Annotated in this window: 16 protein-coding genes; 4 read left to right on the plus strand and 12 right to left on the minus strand. The window is 73.1% G+C overall.

Annotated features, from left to right (window positions below):
* Positions 1–139: 139 nt before the first annotated feature.
* Both OIB37_RS10575 and OIB37_RS10580 read left to right on the plus strand, forming a co-directional pair.
* Complete coding sequence (locus OIB37_RS10575; protein WP_330457299.1) at positions 140–925, plus strand: alpha/beta hydrolase; 786 nt, start codon at positions 140–142, stop codon at positions 923–925.
* Complete coding sequence (locus tag OIB37_RS10580; protein ID WP_330457300.1) at positions 918–1,622, plus strand: hypothetical protein; 705 nt, start codon at positions 918–920, stop codon at positions 1,620–1,622. The genes OIB37_RS10575 and OIB37_RS10580 overlap by 8 nt, the downstream gene beginning before the upstream one ends.
* A gap of 143 nt (positions 1,623–1,765) precedes the next feature.
* On the opposite strand, the gene OIB37_RS10585 is transcribed toward OIB37_RS10580, so the two are convergent.
* The 6 genes from OIB37_RS10585 to OIB37_RS10610 all read right to left on the minus strand — a co-directional run bounded on the left by OIB37_RS10585 (position 1,766) and on the right by OIB37_RS10610 (position 7,171).
* A complete protein-coding gene (locus OIB37_RS10585) occupies positions 1,766–2,515 on the minus strand; it encodes an endonuclease/exonuclease/phosphatase family protein (RefSeq protein WP_330457301.1) in 750 nt (249 codons plus the stop codon).
* Positions 2,516–2,772: 257 nt separating this feature from the next.
* Positions 2,773–3,726: an ROK family glucokinase gene (locus OIB37_RS10590; RefSeq protein ID WP_330457302.1), complete on the minus strand. Its 954-nt coding sequence runs from the start codon at positions 3,724–3,726 to the stop codon at positions 2,773–2,775.
* A 67-nt stretch (positions 3,727–3,793) separates the two neighbouring features.
* Complete coding sequence (locus tag OIB37_RS10595) at positions 3,794–4,300, minus strand: DUF5304 domain-containing protein (protein WP_330457303.1); 507 nt, start codon at positions 4,298–4,300, stop codon at positions 3,794–3,796.
* 57 nt (positions 4,301–4,357) lie between these two features.
* A complete protein-coding gene (locus OIB37_RS10600; protein WP_330457304.1) occupies positions 4,358–5,539 on the minus strand; it encodes an ArsA family ATPase in 1,182 nt (393 codons plus the stop codon).
* 247 nt (positions 5,540–5,786) lie between these two features.
* Positions 5,787–6,227, minus strand: a complete 441-nt coding sequence (locus tag OIB37_RS10605) for an SRPBCC family protein (RefSeq protein WP_330457305.1) — start codon at positions 6,225–6,227, stop codon at positions 5,787–5,789.
* Positions 6,228–6,373: 146 nt separating this feature from the next.
* Positions 6,374–7,171, minus strand: a complete 798-nt coding sequence (locus OIB37_RS10610; RefSeq protein WP_330457306.1) for a metallophosphoesterase family protein — start codon at positions 7,169–7,171, stop codon at positions 6,374–6,376.
* 296 nt (positions 7,172–7,467) lie between these two features.
* Between OIB37_RS10610 and OIB37_RS10615 the strand changes: the two genes are divergently transcribed.
* Positions 7,468–9,264 carry an AMP-dependent synthetase/ligase gene (locus OIB37_RS10615; protein ID WP_330457307.1) on the plus strand — a complete coding sequence of 599 codons (1,797 nt, stop codon included), beginning with the start codon at positions 7,468–7,470 and terminating at the stop codon, positions 9,262–9,264.
* Between the two features lie 138 nt (positions 9,265–9,402).
* Here OIB37_RS10615 and OIB37_RS10620 read toward each other — a convergent pair whose 3' ends face one another.
* The gene (locus OIB37_RS10620) at positions 9,403–10,545 is read right to left on the minus strand and encodes a glycosyltransferase family 4 protein (protein WP_330457308.1); all 1,143 of its coding nucleotides are present in this window, start codon (positions 10,543–10,545) and stop codon (positions 9,403–9,405) included.
* Between the two features lie 120 nt (positions 10,546–10,665).
* Here OIB37_RS10620 and OIB37_RS10625 point away from each other — a divergent pair, with 120 nt between their 5' ends.
* Positions 10,666–11,901 (plus strand): glycosyltransferase 87 family protein, encoded by a 1,236-nt coding sequence (locus OIB37_RS10625; protein ID WP_330457309.1) that lies wholly within the window; start codon positions 10,666–10,668, stop codon positions 11,899–11,901.
* A gap of 294 nt (positions 11,902–12,195) precedes the next feature.
* Here OIB37_RS10625 and OIB37_RS10630 read toward each other — a convergent pair whose 3' ends face one another.
* From OIB37_RS10630 to OIB37_RS10650, 5 genes are all read right to left on the minus strand, one after another.
* Positions 12,196–13,398 carry a hypothetical protein gene (locus tag OIB37_RS10630; protein ID WP_443058138.1) on the minus strand — a complete coding sequence of 401 codons (1,203 nt, stop codon included), beginning with the start codon at positions 13,396–13,398 and terminating at the stop codon, positions 12,196–12,198.
* A 29-nt stretch (positions 13,399–13,427) separates the two neighbouring features.
* A complete protein-coding gene (locus OIB37_RS10635) occupies positions 13,428–14,447 on the minus strand; it encodes a C40 family peptidase (RefSeq protein WP_330457310.1) in 1,020 nt (339 codons plus the stop codon).
* Between the two features lie 249 nt (positions 14,448–14,696).
* Positions 14,697–15,728: a C40 family peptidase gene (locus OIB37_RS10640; protein ID WP_330457311.1), complete on the minus strand. Its 1,032-nt coding sequence runs from the start codon at positions 15,726–15,728 to the stop codon at positions 14,697–14,699.
* A gap of 212 nt (positions 15,729–15,940) precedes the next feature.
* Positions 15,941–17,284 (minus strand): NYN domain-containing protein, encoded by a 1,344-nt coding sequence (locus OIB37_RS10645; RefSeq protein ID WP_330457312.1) that lies wholly within the window; start codon positions 17,282–17,284, stop codon positions 15,941–15,943.
* Positions 17,285–17,321: 37 nt separating this feature from the next.
* The gene (locus OIB37_RS10650; RefSeq protein WP_330457313.1) at positions 17,322–17,561 is read right to left on the minus strand and encodes a hypothetical protein; all 240 of its coding nucleotides are present in this window, start codon (positions 17,559–17,561) and stop codon (positions 17,322–17,324) included.
* Between the last annotated feature and the right edge of the window lie 159 nt (positions 17,562–17,720).

Raw genomic sequence — 17,720 nt, forward strand, 5'->3', positions numbered from 1 at the left:
CCTCCCGTTTCCGTCGGTCAGACCTTAACCCGGTCCGCGGCCAATGACGCCGACGACCCTGGTCGGTGTCAGTGCGGTCGCGTACGGTGAGGCACATCCGCCAGTTCTTCACGCCTCTTTCAGGAATGGAGTCCGTCAGGTGCCGGTCCTTCCCGGAGCCGAGCCGTACCGCCACGAGGGCGGGGAGGTGGGTGTCCTCCTCTGTCACGGCTTCACCGGCTCGCCTCAGTCACTGCGCCCCTGGGCGGAGCACCACGCCGCGCACGGCCTGACCGTGTCGCTGCCCCTGCTGCCCGGACACGGCACCCGCTGGGAGGACCTCCAGGTCACGGGGTGGCAGGACTGGTACGCGGAGGTGGACCGCGCCCTGCGGCTGCTCTCCGAGCGGTGCTCCCGGGTCTTCGTTGCGGGCCTGTCGATGGGCGGCGCGCTGGCCCTGCGGCTCGCGGCCCGGCACGGCGAGCGGGTCTCCGGGGTGATCGTCGTCAACCCGGCGAACCGGGTGCACGGCCTGTCGGCGTACGCGCTTCCGGTGGCCCGGCACCTCGTCCGGACGACGAAGGGCATCGCCAGCGACATCGCCATGAGCGGCGCGTGGGAACTGGGCTACGACCGGGTGCCGCTGCACGCGGCGCACTCCCTGCGGGTGTTCCTGCGCCGGACGGACGGTGAGCTGCCCCAGGTCACGCAGCCGTTGCTGCTGCTGCGCAGCGCCCAGGACCACGTGGTTCCGGCGGCCGACTCGGCCCGGGTGCTGAGCCGGGTGTCGTCCACGGACGTAACCGAGAGTGTGCTGGAACAGAGCTACCACGTGGCGACGTTGGACCATGACGCGGACCGGATCTTCGAGGAGAGCCTCGCCTTCATCGGCCGGCTCGCACCCAGTGTCGGCAAGGGCAAGGAAGGGACGGCCGCAGTTGGCTGAGCACGGCTCCGACCGCGAGGGCCGCGAGGAACGCGACCCGGACGACCAGGGGGTGCCCTTCGACGAGGACGCCGCCTGGAAGGCGATCGTGGCGGGATACGGCGAGGAGCCGCCGGATCCGCCGGGTGCCCGGCCGTTCCGGCCGGTGGAGGATCTCGCACTGCTGGAGAAGGACCCCCCAGCCAAGGAGGCCACGGGGGTCAAGGGTGCCAAGGGCGTCTCGGGTACCGAGGACACCGCGGACACGGCGGGCACCGCGGGCACCGCGGACACGGAGGCCGCCAAGGACCCCGAGGGTGCCGAGGCTGCCGAGGCTGCCGGGAGCGCGGGCACCGAGGAGCCGAAGCCCGTACGGCCGCTGGGCGGCTCGGTGTCCTTCGCGCCCGGTATCGGCCCGCGGGACCACAGCGCGCCGGAGGCGTCCGAGGACGACTTCGACGAGGACGACGAGGGGCACTTCGTGCCGCCCGAGCCGCCCCCGCTGCCTGCCGCCGACACGACCGCCAGGTTCGCCTGGCTCGGGGTGGTCGGCGGGCCGGTCCTGCTGCTGCTGGCGGTGCTGCTCGGCTGGGAGATGACCTGGTGGCTCACGACCGCCGGCATCGGCGGGTTCCTCGGCGGGTTCGTGACGCTGGTGACGCGGATGCGGACGGACGAGGACGACGACGAGGATCCGGGCCGCGGGGCGGTGGTCTGAGGCAGCGCGCGGCGGGGCCCCGGGAGCCGGGATGCCCTGCCGCGGGGCCGTGACCTGCGAGTCCCTGCCGCGGGGGCCGTGGCCTGCGAATTCCTGGCGCGTCGGGATCTGCGGCACCCCGCCCCGTCGGGAACCGCGGTGTCCTACCGTGCCGGGATTCTGAGGGCGGCGAGGACCGGGAGGTGGTCCGTGGCCGCCTCCAGGTCCCGCCGCGTGACGCCGGGCTGGTCCAGGGGCACCCCGCAGCCGAGGACTTCGATGCCCTTGGTGGCGAAGAGGGCGTCGATGCGCCGGTAGGGGTCGGCGGGGGTCCAGGTGTACTCGCCGCCCCAGGGGGCCGTGGCCCAGCAGTCCTGGAGGCTGTCGGCGAGAAGACGGAAAGTGCGGCCGTCGGGGCTGTCGTTGAGGTCGCCACCGGCCACCGCGTGTTCCACGCCCAGCCCGGCGAGCCGGTCGAGGAGCATCCCGCCCTGCGCGCGGCGCTCGTCCCGCTGGAGGCTGAGGTGGCAGCTGATCACGCCCAGGCGGGCGGCGCCGCCGAACCGTACGACGGCGGTGGCGAGGCCTCTGCGGTGCAGGCCGGGGGTGAGCGGGAGCAGTATGTCCTCGGTCCGCTCGACGGTGGCCCGCAGCGAGCAGAGGATCGCGGGACCCGCGGTGGTGGCCCCGCCGGTGAGGACGACCTGGCCGGAGGCCGCGGCGAGGCGGGTGAGTTTCTTGCGCCAGCGGAAGAAACGGGGCGCTTCCTGGATGAGGACCAGGTCGGGAGCGCAGGCGGTGATCACCCTGGCGAGGGCGTCGGTGTCGTCGCGCATCGAGCGGATGTTGTAGCTCAGGACCCTGATGACCGCGGAACCGTCGGGCTCCGTGCGGGAGTTGGGCAGCAGCTCCATGTGGATCAATGTACGCCCAACAGGTCGGGGCGCGGGGATCGTGCGCGGCTGCCGGTCCGGCGTGGCTGGTCGCGCAGTTCCTCGCGCCCCTGGATGGGCGGCGTGCCCGTGGCTCGCGGAGCGGGCGCTGGGTGCGGCCTACAGGTCGGGGCGCGGGGATCGTGCGCGACTGCCGGTCCGGCGTGGCTGGTCGCGCAGTTCCTCGCGCCCCTGGATGGGCGGCGTGCCCGTGGCTCGCGGAGCGGGCCTGGCCTGGATCACATGATCGGGTCGGGTTCCCTCGCCAGGTCCGCCGCACCCACCAGGCCGGCCTTGTTGCCGAGCTGGGCCGCGATGACGTCAGCCACCGGGCGCCAGTTGCCGCCGACCAGCCAGCGCTTGTAGGACTTGCGGATCGGGTCGAGGACCAGCTCGCCCTCGTCCGAGAGGCCGCCGCCGACGATGAAGGCGGACGGGTCGAAGAGGGAGGCGAGGTCGGCCAGGCCGGCACCGGCCCAGCGGGCCAGCTCGCGGTAGGAGTCCACGGCCACGGGGTCGCCCTGGCGGGCGGCCATGGAGATGTGCTTGCCCTCGATGCCGTCGGGGGTGCCGTCGCCGAGGCCGAGCAGGACCTCGGCGTTCTCCGGGGTGGCGTTGGCGCGCTGCTTGGCGTAGCGGACCAGGGCGCGGCCGGAGGCGTACTGCTCCCAGCAGCCCTGCGAGCCGCAGCCGCACAGCAGGCCGTCCGGGACCATCCGGATGTGGCCGAACTCGGCGGCCACGCCGAAGTGGCCGCGGCGCAGCTTGTTGCCGATGATGATGCCGCCGCCGAGGCCGGTGCCGAGCGTGATGCAGATCACGTTGCGGTGGCCCTTGCCGGCGCCGAACTTGTACTCGCCCCAGGCGGCCGCGTTGGCGTCGTTCTCGACGACGACCGGGAGGCCCACGCGGGCCTCGACCTTCTCCTTCAGCGGTTCCTGGCGCCAGTCGATGTTGGGCGCGAAGTACACCGTGGAGCGCTGCCGGTTCACGTAACCGGCCGCACCGATACCCACGCCGACGATCTCGTGCCCGGCACGCGCGCCCTCCACCGCCGAGGCGATGGCGTCCACGATGCCCTCGGGCGTACTGGGGGTCGGCACCTTGAAGGTCGAGAGGATGTTGCCTTCCTCGTCGACCACGCCGGCCGCGATCTTCGTGCCGCCGATGTCGACGCCGATGGTGAGTCCCATAAATCCCTCAGTTCCGGTCGAGCCCCGCTATGGCCAACCGTACCCGAGGCCCTGTCGGCACAGACCTTCAGTCCAGGTCGATGCGCTCTCCCGGCCCCGTGTCCTCGCCCCGGTCGCGGTGCCGGCCGGGGCGCTCGTCACCCTCGTCCCGCGGGGCGGCGGGGCTGCCGCTCCAGCGGCCTTCCTGTGCCTGGACGGCGGAGCGGTAGGCGGCCAGCAGCTCGCCGCCGGCCGCGGCGAGATGGCCGAAGACGTCCGGGTTGCGCTCTATGACGGGGTCGACGGCGGCCTTCGCCTGCTGGACGACCTGGCGCACCATCTGCTGGGCGGCGGGTCCGGCCACGGCTCCGAGGAGCGGGGACTGGAGGCCGGACAGCTTGTCCGCCACCGTGTCCACGAGCCTCTTCAGTTCCTCGGCCGCCGAGCCGGGGGGCGGCCCGTAGACGGTACGGCGGCGGGCCTTCTCCTCGGCGAGGTCCTCGGCGCAGGCCGTGGCCCAGGCGTCGGCGTCGGCCGCCCGTGCCTGATCCTGGTCTTCCTCGTAGGGGCCGGATGCGGGGCGCTCTTCGCTCATGGCGGACTCCTGACTACGGTTCGCACCTCCGACGTTACCCGAACGGGGGTACGCGGTTCACCGTCCGCGGGTGGGCCACAGCGCGGGGTCCGGGGCGAAGCGGACGCGCAGCTCGCCCTCCAGCAGTCCGGCGCCGGCGACGGTGCAGCGGCGCAGGGCGGAGGGGAGCGGGACGATCCGGTGGAAGGGGCCGGCGGTGATCACCAGTTCGTCGCCGCGCCGCACCAGGTCGAGGTCGTCCCGTATCGCGCCGGGCAGCGGGATGTGCCAGACGAGCACGCCGTCGTCGGCGAGCCGGTCGGCGACGGGCCACTCGACCGGGTCGGGCGCGGGGTTGACGCCGGGCACCGCGAGGGCGGCGAGGTCGTCGGCGCCGTGCGGGTCGCGGCCGAGGTGCGGGACGGTGTGGACGTCGCGGGACTGCCGCGGGTCCGCCCAGTCGGCCAGGGCCTTGCGCTGCTGGGCGAGGGGTCCGGACAGCCAGGAGTCGGCGGCGGTCTCGGGCAGCACACGGTTGGCGACGAGCGCCTCGGTGCGCAGGCCGCGCAGGGCGAGGCCGAGGGCCGCGGTGCGGACGGCCTCGGTGCCGGCCGGTCCGGGTTCGGCGACCAGGCGTACGGAGGTGTCCCGGTCGGTGAGGACGGCCTCGACGGCGGCCAGTTCGACGTCCCAGCGCGCGGCGGTCTCGTACAGCCACTCGGCGGGCATGGGGACGCCCGCGAGGCGGCCCAGGACGGGGCGCAGGGAGCGGGCCACCTGCCGTTCGGGCGGGAGCAGACGCCGCAGGTAGCGGCGGAGTTCCTCAGGGAGGGCCAGCAGGGCGAGGGCCTGCGGCAGTGCCGGGAGGTCCACGACGAGGAGGTCGTAGCGCTCGGAGAGGGCGGCGTCCCGGAGCGCCCGCAGGAAGGACAGTTCCTCGGCGCCGGGCAGGGGTGTCACTTCCTCGGCGTCGAGCCGGGCGGCGCCCAGCAGTTCGAGGACGTTGGCGGCGCGGCCCTGAAAGGCCGTGAGGTCCTGCTGGAAGCGCTCGACCGCGTCGGGGCGCCAGGCGGTCAGCCGCTCGGCGACCTCGGTGGGCCTCGCTCCCGTCGTGGCCCCCAGCGCCGCGCCCAGCGTGTCGGCGCGATCGGCACTCAGGACGAGCGTGCGAAGGCCCTCGCGGGCCGCGGCCAGCGCGGTGCCGGCGGCCACTGTCGTACGACCGCCGCCGCCCGGGCCCGTGATCAGGATGGTGCGCATGAGGGTGAACGGTAACGGAGGACGGACGCACGGGCCGTGGCGGGCTTCCCCGTGTTCGGCCGTGAGTCCGGGCATGCGTTCTACCGTGTGCGCCGCGGATCCGGCCGGGCGTTCCCCGTGTGCGCCGCAACCCCCGCCGGGCGCCCTGTACGTCGCGGACCCCGCCGGGCGTTATGCCGTGTGCGCCGCGGACCCCGCCGGGCGTTCCCCGTGTGCGCGACGGACCCCGCCGGGCGGACGGGCCGGACTAGCGGTCCGACTCCACCCGCTTCTTCAGGCCCGCCAGCGCGCGGTCGATGATGACCTTCTCCGCCTTGCGCTTGATCATGCCCAGCATGGGGATCTTGACGTCGACGGTGAGGCGGTAGGTGACCTCGGTGGCGTCCTGGCCGGCCGGCTTCAGCAGGTAGGTGCCGTCGAGGGAGCGCAGCATCTGCGACTTCACCAGGGTCCAGGAGACCTCGTTCTCGCCGGCCCAGGTGTAGGCGAGGGTCTGGTCGTCCTTGATGGCGCCAGCGTCCATGACGAGCCGGACCTGCTCGGCGCGGCCCTGCGCGTCGGAGGCGAGGACCTCGGCCTCCTTGACCTCGCCGGTCCAGTCCGGGTAGCGGGCGAAGTCGGCGATCACCGCCATGACGTCGGCCGGGGCCGCCTCGATCGTGATGCTCGAACTGGTGTGTTCCGCCATGGCGGTGGCTCCTCCAGATGCGGACCGAAGAGACGTCTTTGTCGTGCGCGGGCTGCGCACGTGTGTGCAGCGTGAAGGCTACCGCGCCGCCGGTCCGGCCCCTTCACCCCGTCCACCCCGGCGCCCTTGACCGGCCGCCGGAGCCGTCACCATTCGAGCACCCACGGCTTCCCGGTCCCGGCGAAGTGCCCCACGTTCACGCACTCGGTGGCGCCGATCCGCATCCGCCGCGCCAGCGGCTGGTGGACGTGCCCGAAGAGGGAGTAGCGGGGCCGGGTGCGGCGGATCGCCTCCAGCAGGGCGCGGCTGCCCCGCTCGAACCGGCGCGCGGCGGTGTCGTAGACCAGTTCCGGCACCTCCGGCGGGATGTGCGTGCACAGCACGTCGACCTCGCCGACCGCCTCGATCTTCGCGGCGTACTCCTCGTCGTCGATCTCGTACGGCGTCCGCATCGGCGTGCGCAGGCCGCCGCCGACGAAGCCGAAGGTCCAGCCGCCGATCTCGACCCGCTGGCCGTCCAGCACGGTGGTGCCGGGGCCGGCGTACTCCGGCCACAGGGGCGGCATGTCGACGTTGCCGTAGGTGGCGTAGGTAGGGGTCGGGAAGGCGGCGAACATCTCGGCGTACTGCCGGCGCACCGCGCCCTCGATGACGCCGCGGCGGTCGGCGCCGAGGCCGGCCCACAGGCGGGCGCCGAACTCCCGGGCCTCCTCGAAGCGGCGGGCGGTGCGCAGCTCCACGATGCGGTGGGCGTTCTCCTCGCCGAACAGGTCGGGGAAGATGCCGCGCGAGTGGTCGTGGTAGTCGAGGAAGAGGACGAGGTCGCCGAGGCACAGCAGGGCGTCCGCCCCCTCGCCGGCCCGGGCCAGGTCACGGGCGTTGCCATGCACGTCGCTGACCACGTGGACGCGGGTCCTGCGGCTGCCGTCGCGTGTAAATGCCATGGTGATCAAGGGTAGGCGTGTGCGGTGTACGTGAACAGTGGCGGTCCGGCCTGCGGTTACTCGCCGGTTGGTCGGGCGGTGGACTACTGTGCGCCAGGGAAGCCCAAGCTGTGTGACGCAGCGAACATCTCGCCCGGAACCCCTGTCGTGGGAGCCATACCGGCGGGTAACGTCCGGGCAGTCCACTCGTGCTCTGGATTTCAACAAGTGAAGTTCCGGGCACTTGCCCCGAGCCTTGGACCGCACCGTCGCATCACACAGTGTCGTGGCGCCGGAGCCCTATGAGGAGCAGCAGTTTGCGCGAGTTCAGCCTTCCGGCTTTGTACGAGGTCCCTGCGGACGGAAATCTGACCGACATCGTCCGCAGAAACGCCGCGCAGCACCCTGACGTCGCCGTGATGGCCCGCAAGGTGGAAGGCGCCTGGCAGGATGTGACGGCCCGCCAGTTCCTGGCCGAGGTGCACGCCGCCGCCAAGGGCCTGATCGCCGCCGGTGTGCAGCCGGGCGACCGGATCGGCCTGATGTCGCGCACCCGTTACGAGTGGACGCTGCTGGACTTCGCGATCTGGAGCGCGGGCGCGGTCACCGTGCCGGTGTACGAGACCAGCTCGCCGGAGCAGGTGCAGTGGATCCTGTCCGACTCGGGTGCGACCGCCGTCGTCGTGGAGCTGGACAACCACGCGGCCGCCGTGGAGGCGGTGCGCGAGACGCTGCCCGCTCTCAAGCACGTCTGGCAGATCGAGGCCGGCGGCATCGAGGAGCTGGGCCGGCTCGGCCAGGACGTGTCGGACGCGACGGTGGACGAGCGCAGCTCGCTCGCCAAGGCCGACGACGCGGCGACGATCGTCTACACGAGCGGAACGACCGGGCGCCCCAAGGGCTGTGTGCTCACGCACCGCAGCTTCCTCGCCGAGTGCGGGAACATCGTCGAGCGGCTGCGTCCGCTGTTCCGCACCGGTGAGTGCTCCATCCTGCTCTTCCTGCCGCTCGCGCACGTCTTCGGGCGGGTGGTGGAGATCGCGCCGATGATGGCGCCGATCAAGCTCGGCTGTGTGCCGGACATCAAGAACCTCACCGACGAGCTGTCCTCGTTCCGGCCGACGATGATCCTCGGTGTCCCGCGCGTCTTCGAGAAGGTCTACAACTCGGCGCGGGCCAAGGCGCAGGCGGACGGCAAGGGCGCGATCTTCGACAAGGCCGCGGACACCGCGATCGCCTACAGCCGTGCGCTGGACACCCCCTCGGGTCCGTCCCTGAAGCTGCGGCTCAAGCACCGGGTCTTCGACAAGCTGGTCTACAGCAAGCTGCGCGCGGTCCTCGGCGGCCGGGGCGAGTACGCCATCTCCGGCGGCGCCCCGCTGGGCGAGCGGCTCGGCCACTTCTTCCGGGGCATCGGCTTCACGGTGCTGGAGGGCTACGGCCTGACCGAGTCCTGCGCGGCGACGACGTTCAACCCGTGGGACCGCCAGAAGATCGGCACGGTCGGCCAGCCGCTGCCCGGCTCGGTGGTGCGCATAGCGGACGACGGCGAGGTGCTGCTGCACGGCGAGCACCTGTTCCGGGAGTACTGGAACAACCCGGCCGCGACCGCGGAGGCGCTGGCCGACGGCTGGTTCCACACCGGTGACATCGGCACCCTCGACGAGGACGGGTATCTGCGGATCACCGGCCGCAAGAAGGAGATCATCGTCACCGCGGGCGGCAAGAACGTGGCCCCGGCGGTGATCGAGGACCGCATCCGGGCGCACGCGCTGGTCGCGGAGTGCATGGTGGTGGGCGACGGGCGTCCGTTCGTCGGCGCGCTGGTCACCATCGACGAGGAGTTCCTGGGCCGCTGGGCCGTCGAGCACGGCAAGCCGGCGGACTCCACCGCTGCGGCGCTGCGCGACGACCCGGATCTGCTCGCGGCGATCCAGACGGCGGTCGACGACGGCAACGCGGCGGTGTCGAAGGCCGAGTCGGTGCGCAAGTTCCGCGTTCTCGCCTCCCAGTTCTCGGAGGAGTCGGGCCACCTCACGCCGTCGCTGAAGCTGAAGCGGAACGTGGTGGCGAAGGACTACGCGGACGACATCGAGGCGCTCTACACCAAGTAGCCACCGGCCCCGGCCGGCATCCGCCCACGCGACACGGCGCGGGTCCTCGACGAGGGCCCGCGCCGTTCGGCGTGCGGCGTCCGACATCCGGGGAGCGACGTGCGGCATCCGGCACCGGCGTCGGACGTCGGGCGGCTCTCAGAGCAGGGTCCTGAGCTTCTCCGCGAGCAGGTCCCAGCGCCACTTCTCCTCGACCCAGCGGCGCCCCCGCTCGCCCATCCGGCGGCGCAGCTCGGCGTCGCCGAGCAGGGCGGTGATCCGGTCGGCGGTCTCGGCGGGCTCGCCGCCCCGGACCACCCAGCCGGTCTCGCCGTCGAGCACGGCGTCGGGCGCGCCGCCCGAGTCCCCGGCGACGACCGGGAGCCCGGTGGCGGACGCCTCCAGGTAGACGATGCCGAGCCCCTCGACGTCCAGGCCTCCGCGCCGGGTGCGGCAGGGCATGGCGAAGACGTCGCCCGCGCCGTAGTGCGCGGGCAGTTCGGACCAGGGCACCGCGCCGGTGAAGCGCACGGAGGCCTCGACCCCGGTCTCCCGGGCCAGTCGGCGCAGGTCCCGCTCGTAGGGGCCGCCGCCGACCACGAGCAGTACGGTGTCCGGCTCGGCGGCCAGGATCCGGGGCATCGCCCGGATGAGGGTGTCCTGCCCCTTCCTCGGCACCAGCCGGGAGACGCACACGACGACCGGGCGGTCGGTGAGCCCGAGCCGGGCGCGGACCTCGTCGCCGCCCGAGCCGGGGTGGAAGGTCTTCTCGTCGACCCCGGGCGGCAGTTGCGTCATCCGGCCGGCCGCCTCGGGGCTCAGCGCGGTCGCGATCCGGGAGCGGGTGTACTCGCCGAGGTAGGTGATCGTGTCCGTGGACTCCCCGATGCGGCCCAGCAGTTGCCGGGCCGCGGGCAGCTGGGCCCAGCCGGCCTCGTGCCCGTGCGTGGTCGCCACCAGCCGTTCGGCGCCGGCCCGGCGCAGCGCGGGTGCCATCAGACCGAGCGGGGCCGCCGCGCCGAACCACACGGAGGTGCAGCCGTGCTCGCGCAGCAGCCCGGCCGCCCGCCGGGTCGCTCCGGGGGTGGGCAGCAGCATCGTCGTACGGTCGCGTACGACGGTGAAGGGCTGCTCGGCGTCGAAGGCGGCCGTGGCCCGCGCGCCCTCCTCGCCGCGCTTCCAGGTGGAGGCGTAGACGACCAGCCGGCCGGGATCCAGGCGCAGGGCCATGTTGTGCAGGAAGGCCTGGATGCCGCCGGGGCGGGGCGGGAAGTCGTTGGTCACGATCAGGGTCTTGTGCATCGCCGCCGACCCTACCGAATCGGGCGTCCGGCACCCGGCGTGGCCGACCGGGTGGCACCCTCGAAGGCGGGCGGGACATCATGTGTCCTCCGACGCGGAAATCGAACGGCAGGGGATCACGTGCAGGCGAAGGGCTCCGGGCGGTCCCGGGTGTGGCTGCTCGCGACCTGGGCCGTGACCCGCGCGGTGCTGCTGCTCCTGGTGTTCCGGATCTACGTCCTGCCCGGTCCCGACGTCACCTCCGACGTGTCGGTGATCTACCGGGACTGGTACGACGTGCTGCGCCACGGAACGTTTCCGCTGGACGACGTGACCTGGCAGTACCCGCCCGTGGCCGCGCTCGCGATCCTCTCCCCCGCCACGCTGCCCTTCCTCGGCTACGCGCACGCCTTCTTCGTGCTGGCGTTCCTCGCCGACCTGGCCGTGCTGGCCCTGCTGGCGTACACGGGCGGGCGTCCGGGCCGGTCGGACCGCGGGGCCTGGGTGTGGACGGCCGGCGTACCGCTGCTCGGCCCGACGGTGTACGCCCGCTACGACGTGATGGTGACCGCGGTGGCCGTGGCCGCGCTGCTCGCCGGGGTGGGGCGCCCGAGGGTGATGGGCGCGCTGGCCGCCCTCGGGGCGCTGCTGAAGGTGTGGCCGGCGCTGCTGCTGGCGGGCTCCTTCCGGCGCGGGGCGTGGGCGTCGGCGGTGGTGACCGTGGCAGGGCTCACGGCGCTGTCCGCGGTGTCGATGCCGGGCGCCTTCGCCTTCCTGTCCTTCCAGCGGGAGCGCGGCACCGAGGTGGAGTCGCTGGGCGCGCTGGTCTTCCATGTGGCCCGGCACTTCGGCTGGCAGGGGCAGACACTGCTGAACTACGGGTCGATCGAGTTCCTCGGCCCGTACGTCGGCGTGGTCAGCACCGCGTCCCTGGTGCTGACCGGGGGCGCGTTCGGCTGGCTGCTGCTGTGGCGGCTCCGGGTGACCCGCACAAGCGCGCACACGCTCGCGGACGCGGCCTTCACGGCGGTGCTCATGTTCACGGTCACCAGTCGGGTGATAAGCCCGCAGTACCTGGTGTGGCTGGTCGGCCTGGCCGCGGTGTGCCTGTGCTTCCGGGCGGGCCGGATGGGACCGCCCGCCGTCATGGTCGTCGTGGCGTGCCTGGTGACGCTGCTGGAGTTCCCGCTCGGCTTCATCCACGTGGTGACGAGCGACTTGTACGGCATCACGCTGCTGGCCGTCCGCAACGGCCTGCTGGTAGCGGCCTCCTGGTCGGCGGCCCGCCGCCTGTGGCACTCGACGGTGCCCCCGGCCGCGAAGGCCACCGTCCCGCCTCAGGCGACCCACACCGAGGAGACCCCCGTCTCCTCCTGACCGCGGCCCCGGCGCAGCAGCACCACCACGGCCGCGCACTGCACGGCCATCGCGAGCGCCATCGTTCTTCTACCCGGACGGCGAGCCGGTCCGCGCGGAGAAGGCGGCCGGAGACCTGTTCCGTCAGGGCATGCTGCGCGTCGCGCGGACGACCGGCACGGCCGAGCGGGAGTGGCTGCGCGAGGCCATCGGGGTGCTCACCGAGCAGGGCACCGGGCAGGGCACCGGGCAGGGCTGAACCGCGCGGGACCGACTTTCGGACCGGGCTGGAGCAGGCCGGCCGGCCGGATCAGCTCAGCTCAGTTCGGACCGTACGTACGCGCGCCACTGGGCGGTGAAGGCCTGCGGGGTGGTCCGGAGCACCTTCTCCAGGGCCTGCTCGACGGCGCCCGACCGTTTCCCGTGGTCGCCGACGGCGCGGTAGAAGGCGCCGAGGCGGTCCTCGCCCCAGCGGCCGGCGATCATCCGGCAGGCCAGCCAGCCGCTCTCGTAGGCCTGGGCGAGGTGGGTCGGGTCGCTGGTGAAACGGAAGTCCTTGTCGGCGGGGAGTGCGGACGGCACCCGGTCGTCCTGGACCGCGCGGGCGAGTTCCGGCGCGGCCTCGGACGGCGTGCGGCCGGTGCCGAGGTAGCCGACCCAGTCGGCGTAGCCCTCGGAGAGCCACAGGGGGGTGGCGGCGGTGGTGTGCGCGCGGGTGGCCACATGGGTCGTCTCGTGGGTGAGCACGACCTGCTTGCCGAGGTCGCCCAGGCCCGCGTACGCCTCCGGGTTGACGACCACCCGGTCCGCGGGCGCCTGCCCGGAGCCCCCCGCCTCGCCGGTGGTGACGGCGGCGATGCCCCGGTAGTCGGCGGCGGGCGAGCCGAGCAGGCCGCCCATGCTCTCCAGGGAGCGCGGGACGAGGACCACGACCCGCCGGCTCCAGTCCGTGCCCCACGCGTCGGAGACGGCGGGCACGGCCCGGTCGGCGAGCCGGGCGTAGGCGCGCAGCTGTCCGGCGCCGGGGCCGGCCCCGAGGACCAGGCTGTGGGTACCGCGCAGGGCGGTGACGGCGCCCTGGTCCCACAGCTGCTGGCCGGCCTCGGGCGCGGGCTTGTCGGCGGTGACGTACCAGGTGCCGTCGGCGGCGCGGCCGAGGGTGAGGACGCGGCGGACGCCGATCGGGGCCCGGTCGTAGCCGGCGACCCGGTAGCGCAGTTCGGTGTCGGCGGTGGCGCCGGAGCCGGAGCGGTGCAGGGCGGTGACCCGGTAGTCCCAGGAGGCCAGCGGCAGCGCGCGCAGCCGGGCGTACTCGGCGGGGGTGCCCGTGGTGTCGTACGTCTTCTCGTCGTGCCGGAGCAGGGCCGCCGCCCGCCGGTCGAGCACCCTCTGCACCTGGGCCTTCGCGGCGTCGCCCGGAGCCCGTCCGGCGCACCCGGACACGGGCGGTACGAGCAGCAGGCACAGCCCCGCCATCACCGCGCGCCGCGCCCGCCGCGCCCGTTTGCGAACTGCCATTTCCCGATCGTACGGGGTGCGGCGCAGGGTCAGGGCCGGGTCACGGAGGAGACGGGCATCATCCCGACCGGGTCGTAGCGCACCGGGGCCCCCGGGTAGGGCGCGTGGATCACCCGGCCGTTCCCGACGTACATCGCCACATGGCTGGCGTCGGCGCGGTAGACGATCAGGTCGCCCGGGCGCGCCTGGGAGAGCGGGACCCGCCGGCCGGCGTTCCGCTGCTCCTGGGAGGTGCGCGGCAGGTGGATGCCCGCGTGCGCGTACGACCACTGCATCAGCCCCGAGCAGTCGAACCCGGAGGGGCCGTTCGCTCCCCACACGTAGGGGCGGCCGAGCGCGGAGCGGACGGCGGCCAGCGCGGCCGCGGTCCGGGCGGAGGGCGCGGCGGCGCCCGGCAGGCCGTCCAGGCCGCCGAGGCCGGCGCGGGAGGAGCGGGAGGCCCGGTCGTAGGCGGCGCGTTCACCGGCGGGCAGGGTGTTCAGCAGCCGCCGAGCCCTGGCGAGCTTCTTCTCCACGGCCCGTTTGTGCCGGGCGACCGCCTCGCGGCTGCGCTCCAGCTCCGCCAGTTTCCCGGCGGCCTCGGTGCGTTCCTGGGCGAGTTCGCGCAGCGCGGAGGTCAACTGCCTGAGCTGTCCGGCCTGCTGGGCGTCGATGCGGTCGAGGGTGGTGGCCTTGTCGAGGTAGTCGTCGGGGTCGTCGGAGAAGAGCAGGGCCACGGCCGGGTCGACGCCGCCGGAGCGGTACTGGGCGCCGGCCAGCGAACCGAGCCGCTCCCGCACGGCGTTGACGTAGCTCTGGCGGCGCGCGATGTGGTCCTGGGCGTCGCGGATCTCCCGGCGCAGGGTGTCGGCGCGCTCGTCGGCCTTGTCGTAGGCCTGGGTCGCCTTCTCGGCCTCCTCGTAGAGGCGGTCGACCTCTGCGCGGGCGTCCTCGTGCGGCGTGGCGTGCGCGGGCACGGCGCCGAGCGCGGCGGCCGCGGCCGAGAGCACGCAGAGGGCGGCGGAACCCCGGTCGAATCCGGACGGGGCAAGGCGGCGATGGAACCCCACGGCAGTCCTTCTGCAGGCGGACAGGTGTCGCTGCCCCGGCGCCGGGGACGGGGGAGGCCCGGGGCGCCGGGGAAGCGGGGCAGACAGTAGCCGTGCGGAAGGCCCCGGACCAAAGACCCGGGGGGCGGGGGAAACGCGACGCCCCGCCGCTGACGCAGGTCACCGGCGGGGCGTGGAGTCAGTTCCGGTCGCCGGGATTCGCCCGTTCGGGCGCCTGGCGTGTCCGGTCGTGAGGGTGTCGGCGGGCGGTCAGACCCGGACGCCGAACTGGAACGGCATGTTGCCCATCGCTTCGTAGCGGACCACGGCGCCGGTGTGCGGGGCGTGCAGCACCTGGCCGTTGCCGGCGTAGAGGCCGACGTGGTGGAGGTCGCCGTAGAAGAAGACCAGGTCGCCGACCTGGAGCTGGCTCATGGACAGGTGCGGGCCGAGCTGGGCCTGCGCCTCGGAGGTGCGCGGGATGGACACGTTGGCCTGCCCGTAGGCCCACGAGGTCAGGCCCGAGCAGTCGAAGGTTGCCATGCCGGCGGTGCCGTAGGAGTACGGCTTGTTGATCTGGCTCTGGGCGGCGCGGAAGGCGGCGGCGGCCCGGTTGGAGGCGGCGGGGGTGTCGCCGAGGTCGACGCGCGCGGTGGAGGAACGGCTGGCGCGCTCCTGCTCCTCGGCGAGCTTCGCCTTCTCCTTGGCGGTCAGGGTGTTGAGTATTCTCTGCGCCTCGGCGAGCTTGCCCTTGACCTCGTCCTTCTTCTTGCCCAGCTCGGCGCGGGTGGCCGCGAGGTCCTTGAGCTTCTCGGTGGCCTCGGCCCGCTGCTGGGCGAGTTCGCGCTGCTTGTCCTGGACCTTCTGCAGCGACTCGACCTGCTGGCTGCTCAACTGGTCGAGCGTGGAGGCCTTGTCGAGGTAGTCGTCCGGGTTGGAGGACAGGAAGAGCTGGACCGAGGGGTCGATGCCGCCGGAGCGGTACTGGGCCGTGGCCATCGAACCCAGGCCGTCGCGCAGCGCGTTGAGATCCTGCTGGCCGCGTGCGACGTTGTCCTGGATCGTGGAGATTTCCTTCTGCAGCTTGTGCTGCTTCTCCTTGGCCCCGTCGAGCTTCTCGGTGGCCTGCTCCGCCTGCTGGTAGAGCTCGTCGACCTTGGACTTCACCTGGTCCTTGCTGAGCTTCTCGCTCGGCGCGGCGTTCGCGGCGTTCGCGCTGAGCGCGACGGCGGCTGCTGCTGCGGTGGTCAGCACGGTGACACGCGTGCGACTCGGCTTCTTGGGTCGACGATGGGACGCCACGGAGGATGAACTCCTTCTTCTGAGTGATCACCCGTTCGGAGGTTCGAGACCAGACCCTAGTGACCTAGTTGTGATCAGTTCAAATCCTGACCGCAAAAAAACCGGTCACGCAATGCATTCTTTGCACACAACTCACGTGCAGTGATGCGCGGTTGACGCTACGTTGCGTGAAGATGTGCTCAATTCGGGCATTGCATATGCCTGTTGAACCTTCAGGACAGTCGCTTCAGAAGTACCGCAGAGGCCACCGGTCGGGCACCGGCGCGGGCGACCCCGTCGGCCACCTCCCGGTCGGTGGAGGCGACGATGACCGGCCGGCCCGGCGGCTCCGCGCGCACCAGCTGGCGGATCAGCTCGTCGGCCGTGACCCCCGGCTTGGAGAACAGCACCCGCACTCCGCGCGGCGGCGCGAGCAGCACCGGCGCGGCCAGTTCGGCGCCGTCGAAGACGCAGGTGACCTCGGCGCCGGTCTGCGCGGCGAGCGCAGAGAGCTGCCCCAGCAGCCTCAGGCGCTGCTTCTCCAGCGGCATCTGCGGATAGCCGGTCTTGGTGACGTTGTAGCCGTCGACGACCAGATGCGCCTGCGGCAGCGCCAGCAACTGGTCCAGGATCGCCGGGTCGTTCTCGGACAGGGCCCGGGTCGCGATGTCCTTCGGGGTCATCCGCCCCGGCTCGACCGCGTCCACGGTCTCGGCCGGGCGCACCGAGACCGGCGGCAGCGCCAGCTCCCGGCGCAGCCCCTGGGCCGCGTCCAGCACGGTGTCGAGCAGCAGCCGTACCCGCATGTCCTCGACGCTGCGGCCCTCGCGCGCCGCCCTGCGCGTGGCCTCCAGCGCGGCCTCCACCTCGCCCAGGCGGGCCTTGAGCCGCCGCGACTCGCTCTCGGCGGCCGACACGTGCGCCTGCCCCTCGGCGCGCACCGCGTCGGTGTCGCTGCGGACCTTGCGCAGCGCGGCCTCCCCGCGCTTGACGTCGTTGAGGGCGGAACGCAGCTTGCGGTGCAGCGACTCGGCCTCCCGCTTGGCCGCGTCCAGCTCGGCGCGCAGCCGTTCGGTCTCGCCGCGGGTCTGCTCGCGGGCGTGCGCCAGTTCCTCGCGCAGCCGCTCCAGCTCGGCCCGGCTCTCCTCGTCGGCGCGTTCGGCGTCCGCGCGCTGGGCCTCCTCACCGGCCGCGGCGACCAGCTTCACCCAGCCCGGCGGGCGCAGCACGTAGGCCGCGGCCGCCACGTCGAGCGGGTCCGCGGCCGGGGGCGGCGAGCCGGAGTCCAGGGCGCCGGACAGCTCCGACTGCGTCTCTCTGAACTTCTCCCCGATCCGCTGCCGGAACAGCGGGTCGGTCTCCAGCGCGGCCGCCATCGCGTTCCCGGCGAACTTGGTCCGCCGGTTCGGGGCGAAGCGGGCGTACTGCCTCAGCTGGGCGGGCAGTTCCGCCACGGTCAGGCCGCCGAAGGCGTCCGCGACGATCTGCACGACCCGCCGGCGCACGCCGTCGGGCAGCGGACGGTCAAGCACCTCAGCGGTGCCGTCGCCCGGCCCCCCGCCTGCGGTCTCCACCATCCGTCACACCCCAATACCTGTACGGGGCCCGCTCCGCTCAGGAGCCGGCGCCCGGCCTGTCCACGAGTTCCACCTGATCCACCGCGTTGCACCAACGGCAGCGGACCGACTCGATGGTCTCACTGACCACCTCACGCTCCTCCACGGTGGGCTCACCGGCGAGGTCGAGGTGGACGTACTCGACGGCCTTGGACGAACGGGTGACGTCGAAACGCGTGAGGTTGCCGCAGAGCGTGCAGCGCCAACGCGTCGTGGCGGTCGGCAGGGGAACCGTCATCGTGGCTGTCCGCTTCCTTCTCGGATTCCGTCGGGGCTTCCTGGTGGAATCGCTTCCGGGATCTTCCGGGGTCGCTTCTCGGGTCGGTCCGCGCCGTCGCCCGACGCGTGTGGCTCGTAACCCTACGGCCTGGCGGGTCCTCATCGCCCGTCCGTCCAC

It is taken from the genome of Streptomyces sp. NBC_00820 (genome assembly GCF_036347055.1).
In the GTDB taxonomy this organism is placed as follows: domain Bacteria; phylum Actinomycetota; class Actinomycetes; order Streptomycetales; family Streptomycetaceae; genus Streptomyces.

Excerpts from the sequence above, each read along its gene's own strand:
- OIB37_RS10585 (WP_330457301.1), bottom strand. The coding sequence starts at position 2,515 with ATGGAGCTGCTGCCCAACTCCCGCACGGAGCCCGACGGTTCCGCGGTC.
- OIB37_RS10590 (WP_330457302.1), bottom strand. The coding sequence starts at position 3,726 with ATGGGACTCACCATCGGCGTCGACATCGGCGGCACGAAGATCGCGGCC.
- OIB37_RS10595 (WP_330457303.1), bottom strand. The coding sequence starts at position 4,300 with ATGAGCGAAGAGCGCCCCGCATCCGGCCCCTACGAGGAAGACCAGGAT.
- OIB37_RS10600 (WP_330457304.1), bottom strand. The coding sequence starts at position 5,539 with ATGCGCACCATCCTGATCACGGGCCCGGGCGGCGGCGGTCGTACGACA.
- OIB37_RS10605 (WP_330457305.1), bottom strand. The coding sequence starts at position 6,227 with ATGGCGGAACACACCAGTTCGAGCATCACGATCGAGGCGGCCCCGGCC.
- OIB37_RS10610 (WP_330457306.1), bottom strand. The coding sequence starts at position 7,171 with ATGGCATTTACACGCGACGGCAGCCGCAGGACCCGCGTCCACGTGGTC.
- OIB37_RS10620 (WP_330457308.1), bottom strand. The coding sequence starts at position 10,545 with ATGCACAAGACCCTGATCGTGACCAACGACTTCCCGCCCCGCCCCGGC.
- OIB37_RS10630 (WP_443058138.1), bottom strand. The coding sequence starts at position 13,398 with ATGGCAGTTCGCAAACGGGCGCGGCGGGCGCGGCGCGCGGTGATGGCG.
- OIB37_RS10645 (WP_330457312.1), bottom strand. The coding sequence starts at position 17,284 with ATGGTGGAGACCGCAGGCGGGGGGCCGGGCGACGGCACCGCTGAGGTG.
- OIB37_RS10650 (WP_330457313.1), bottom strand. The coding sequence starts at position 17,561 with ATGACGGTTCCCCTGCCGACCGCCACGACGCGTTGGCGCTGCACGCTC.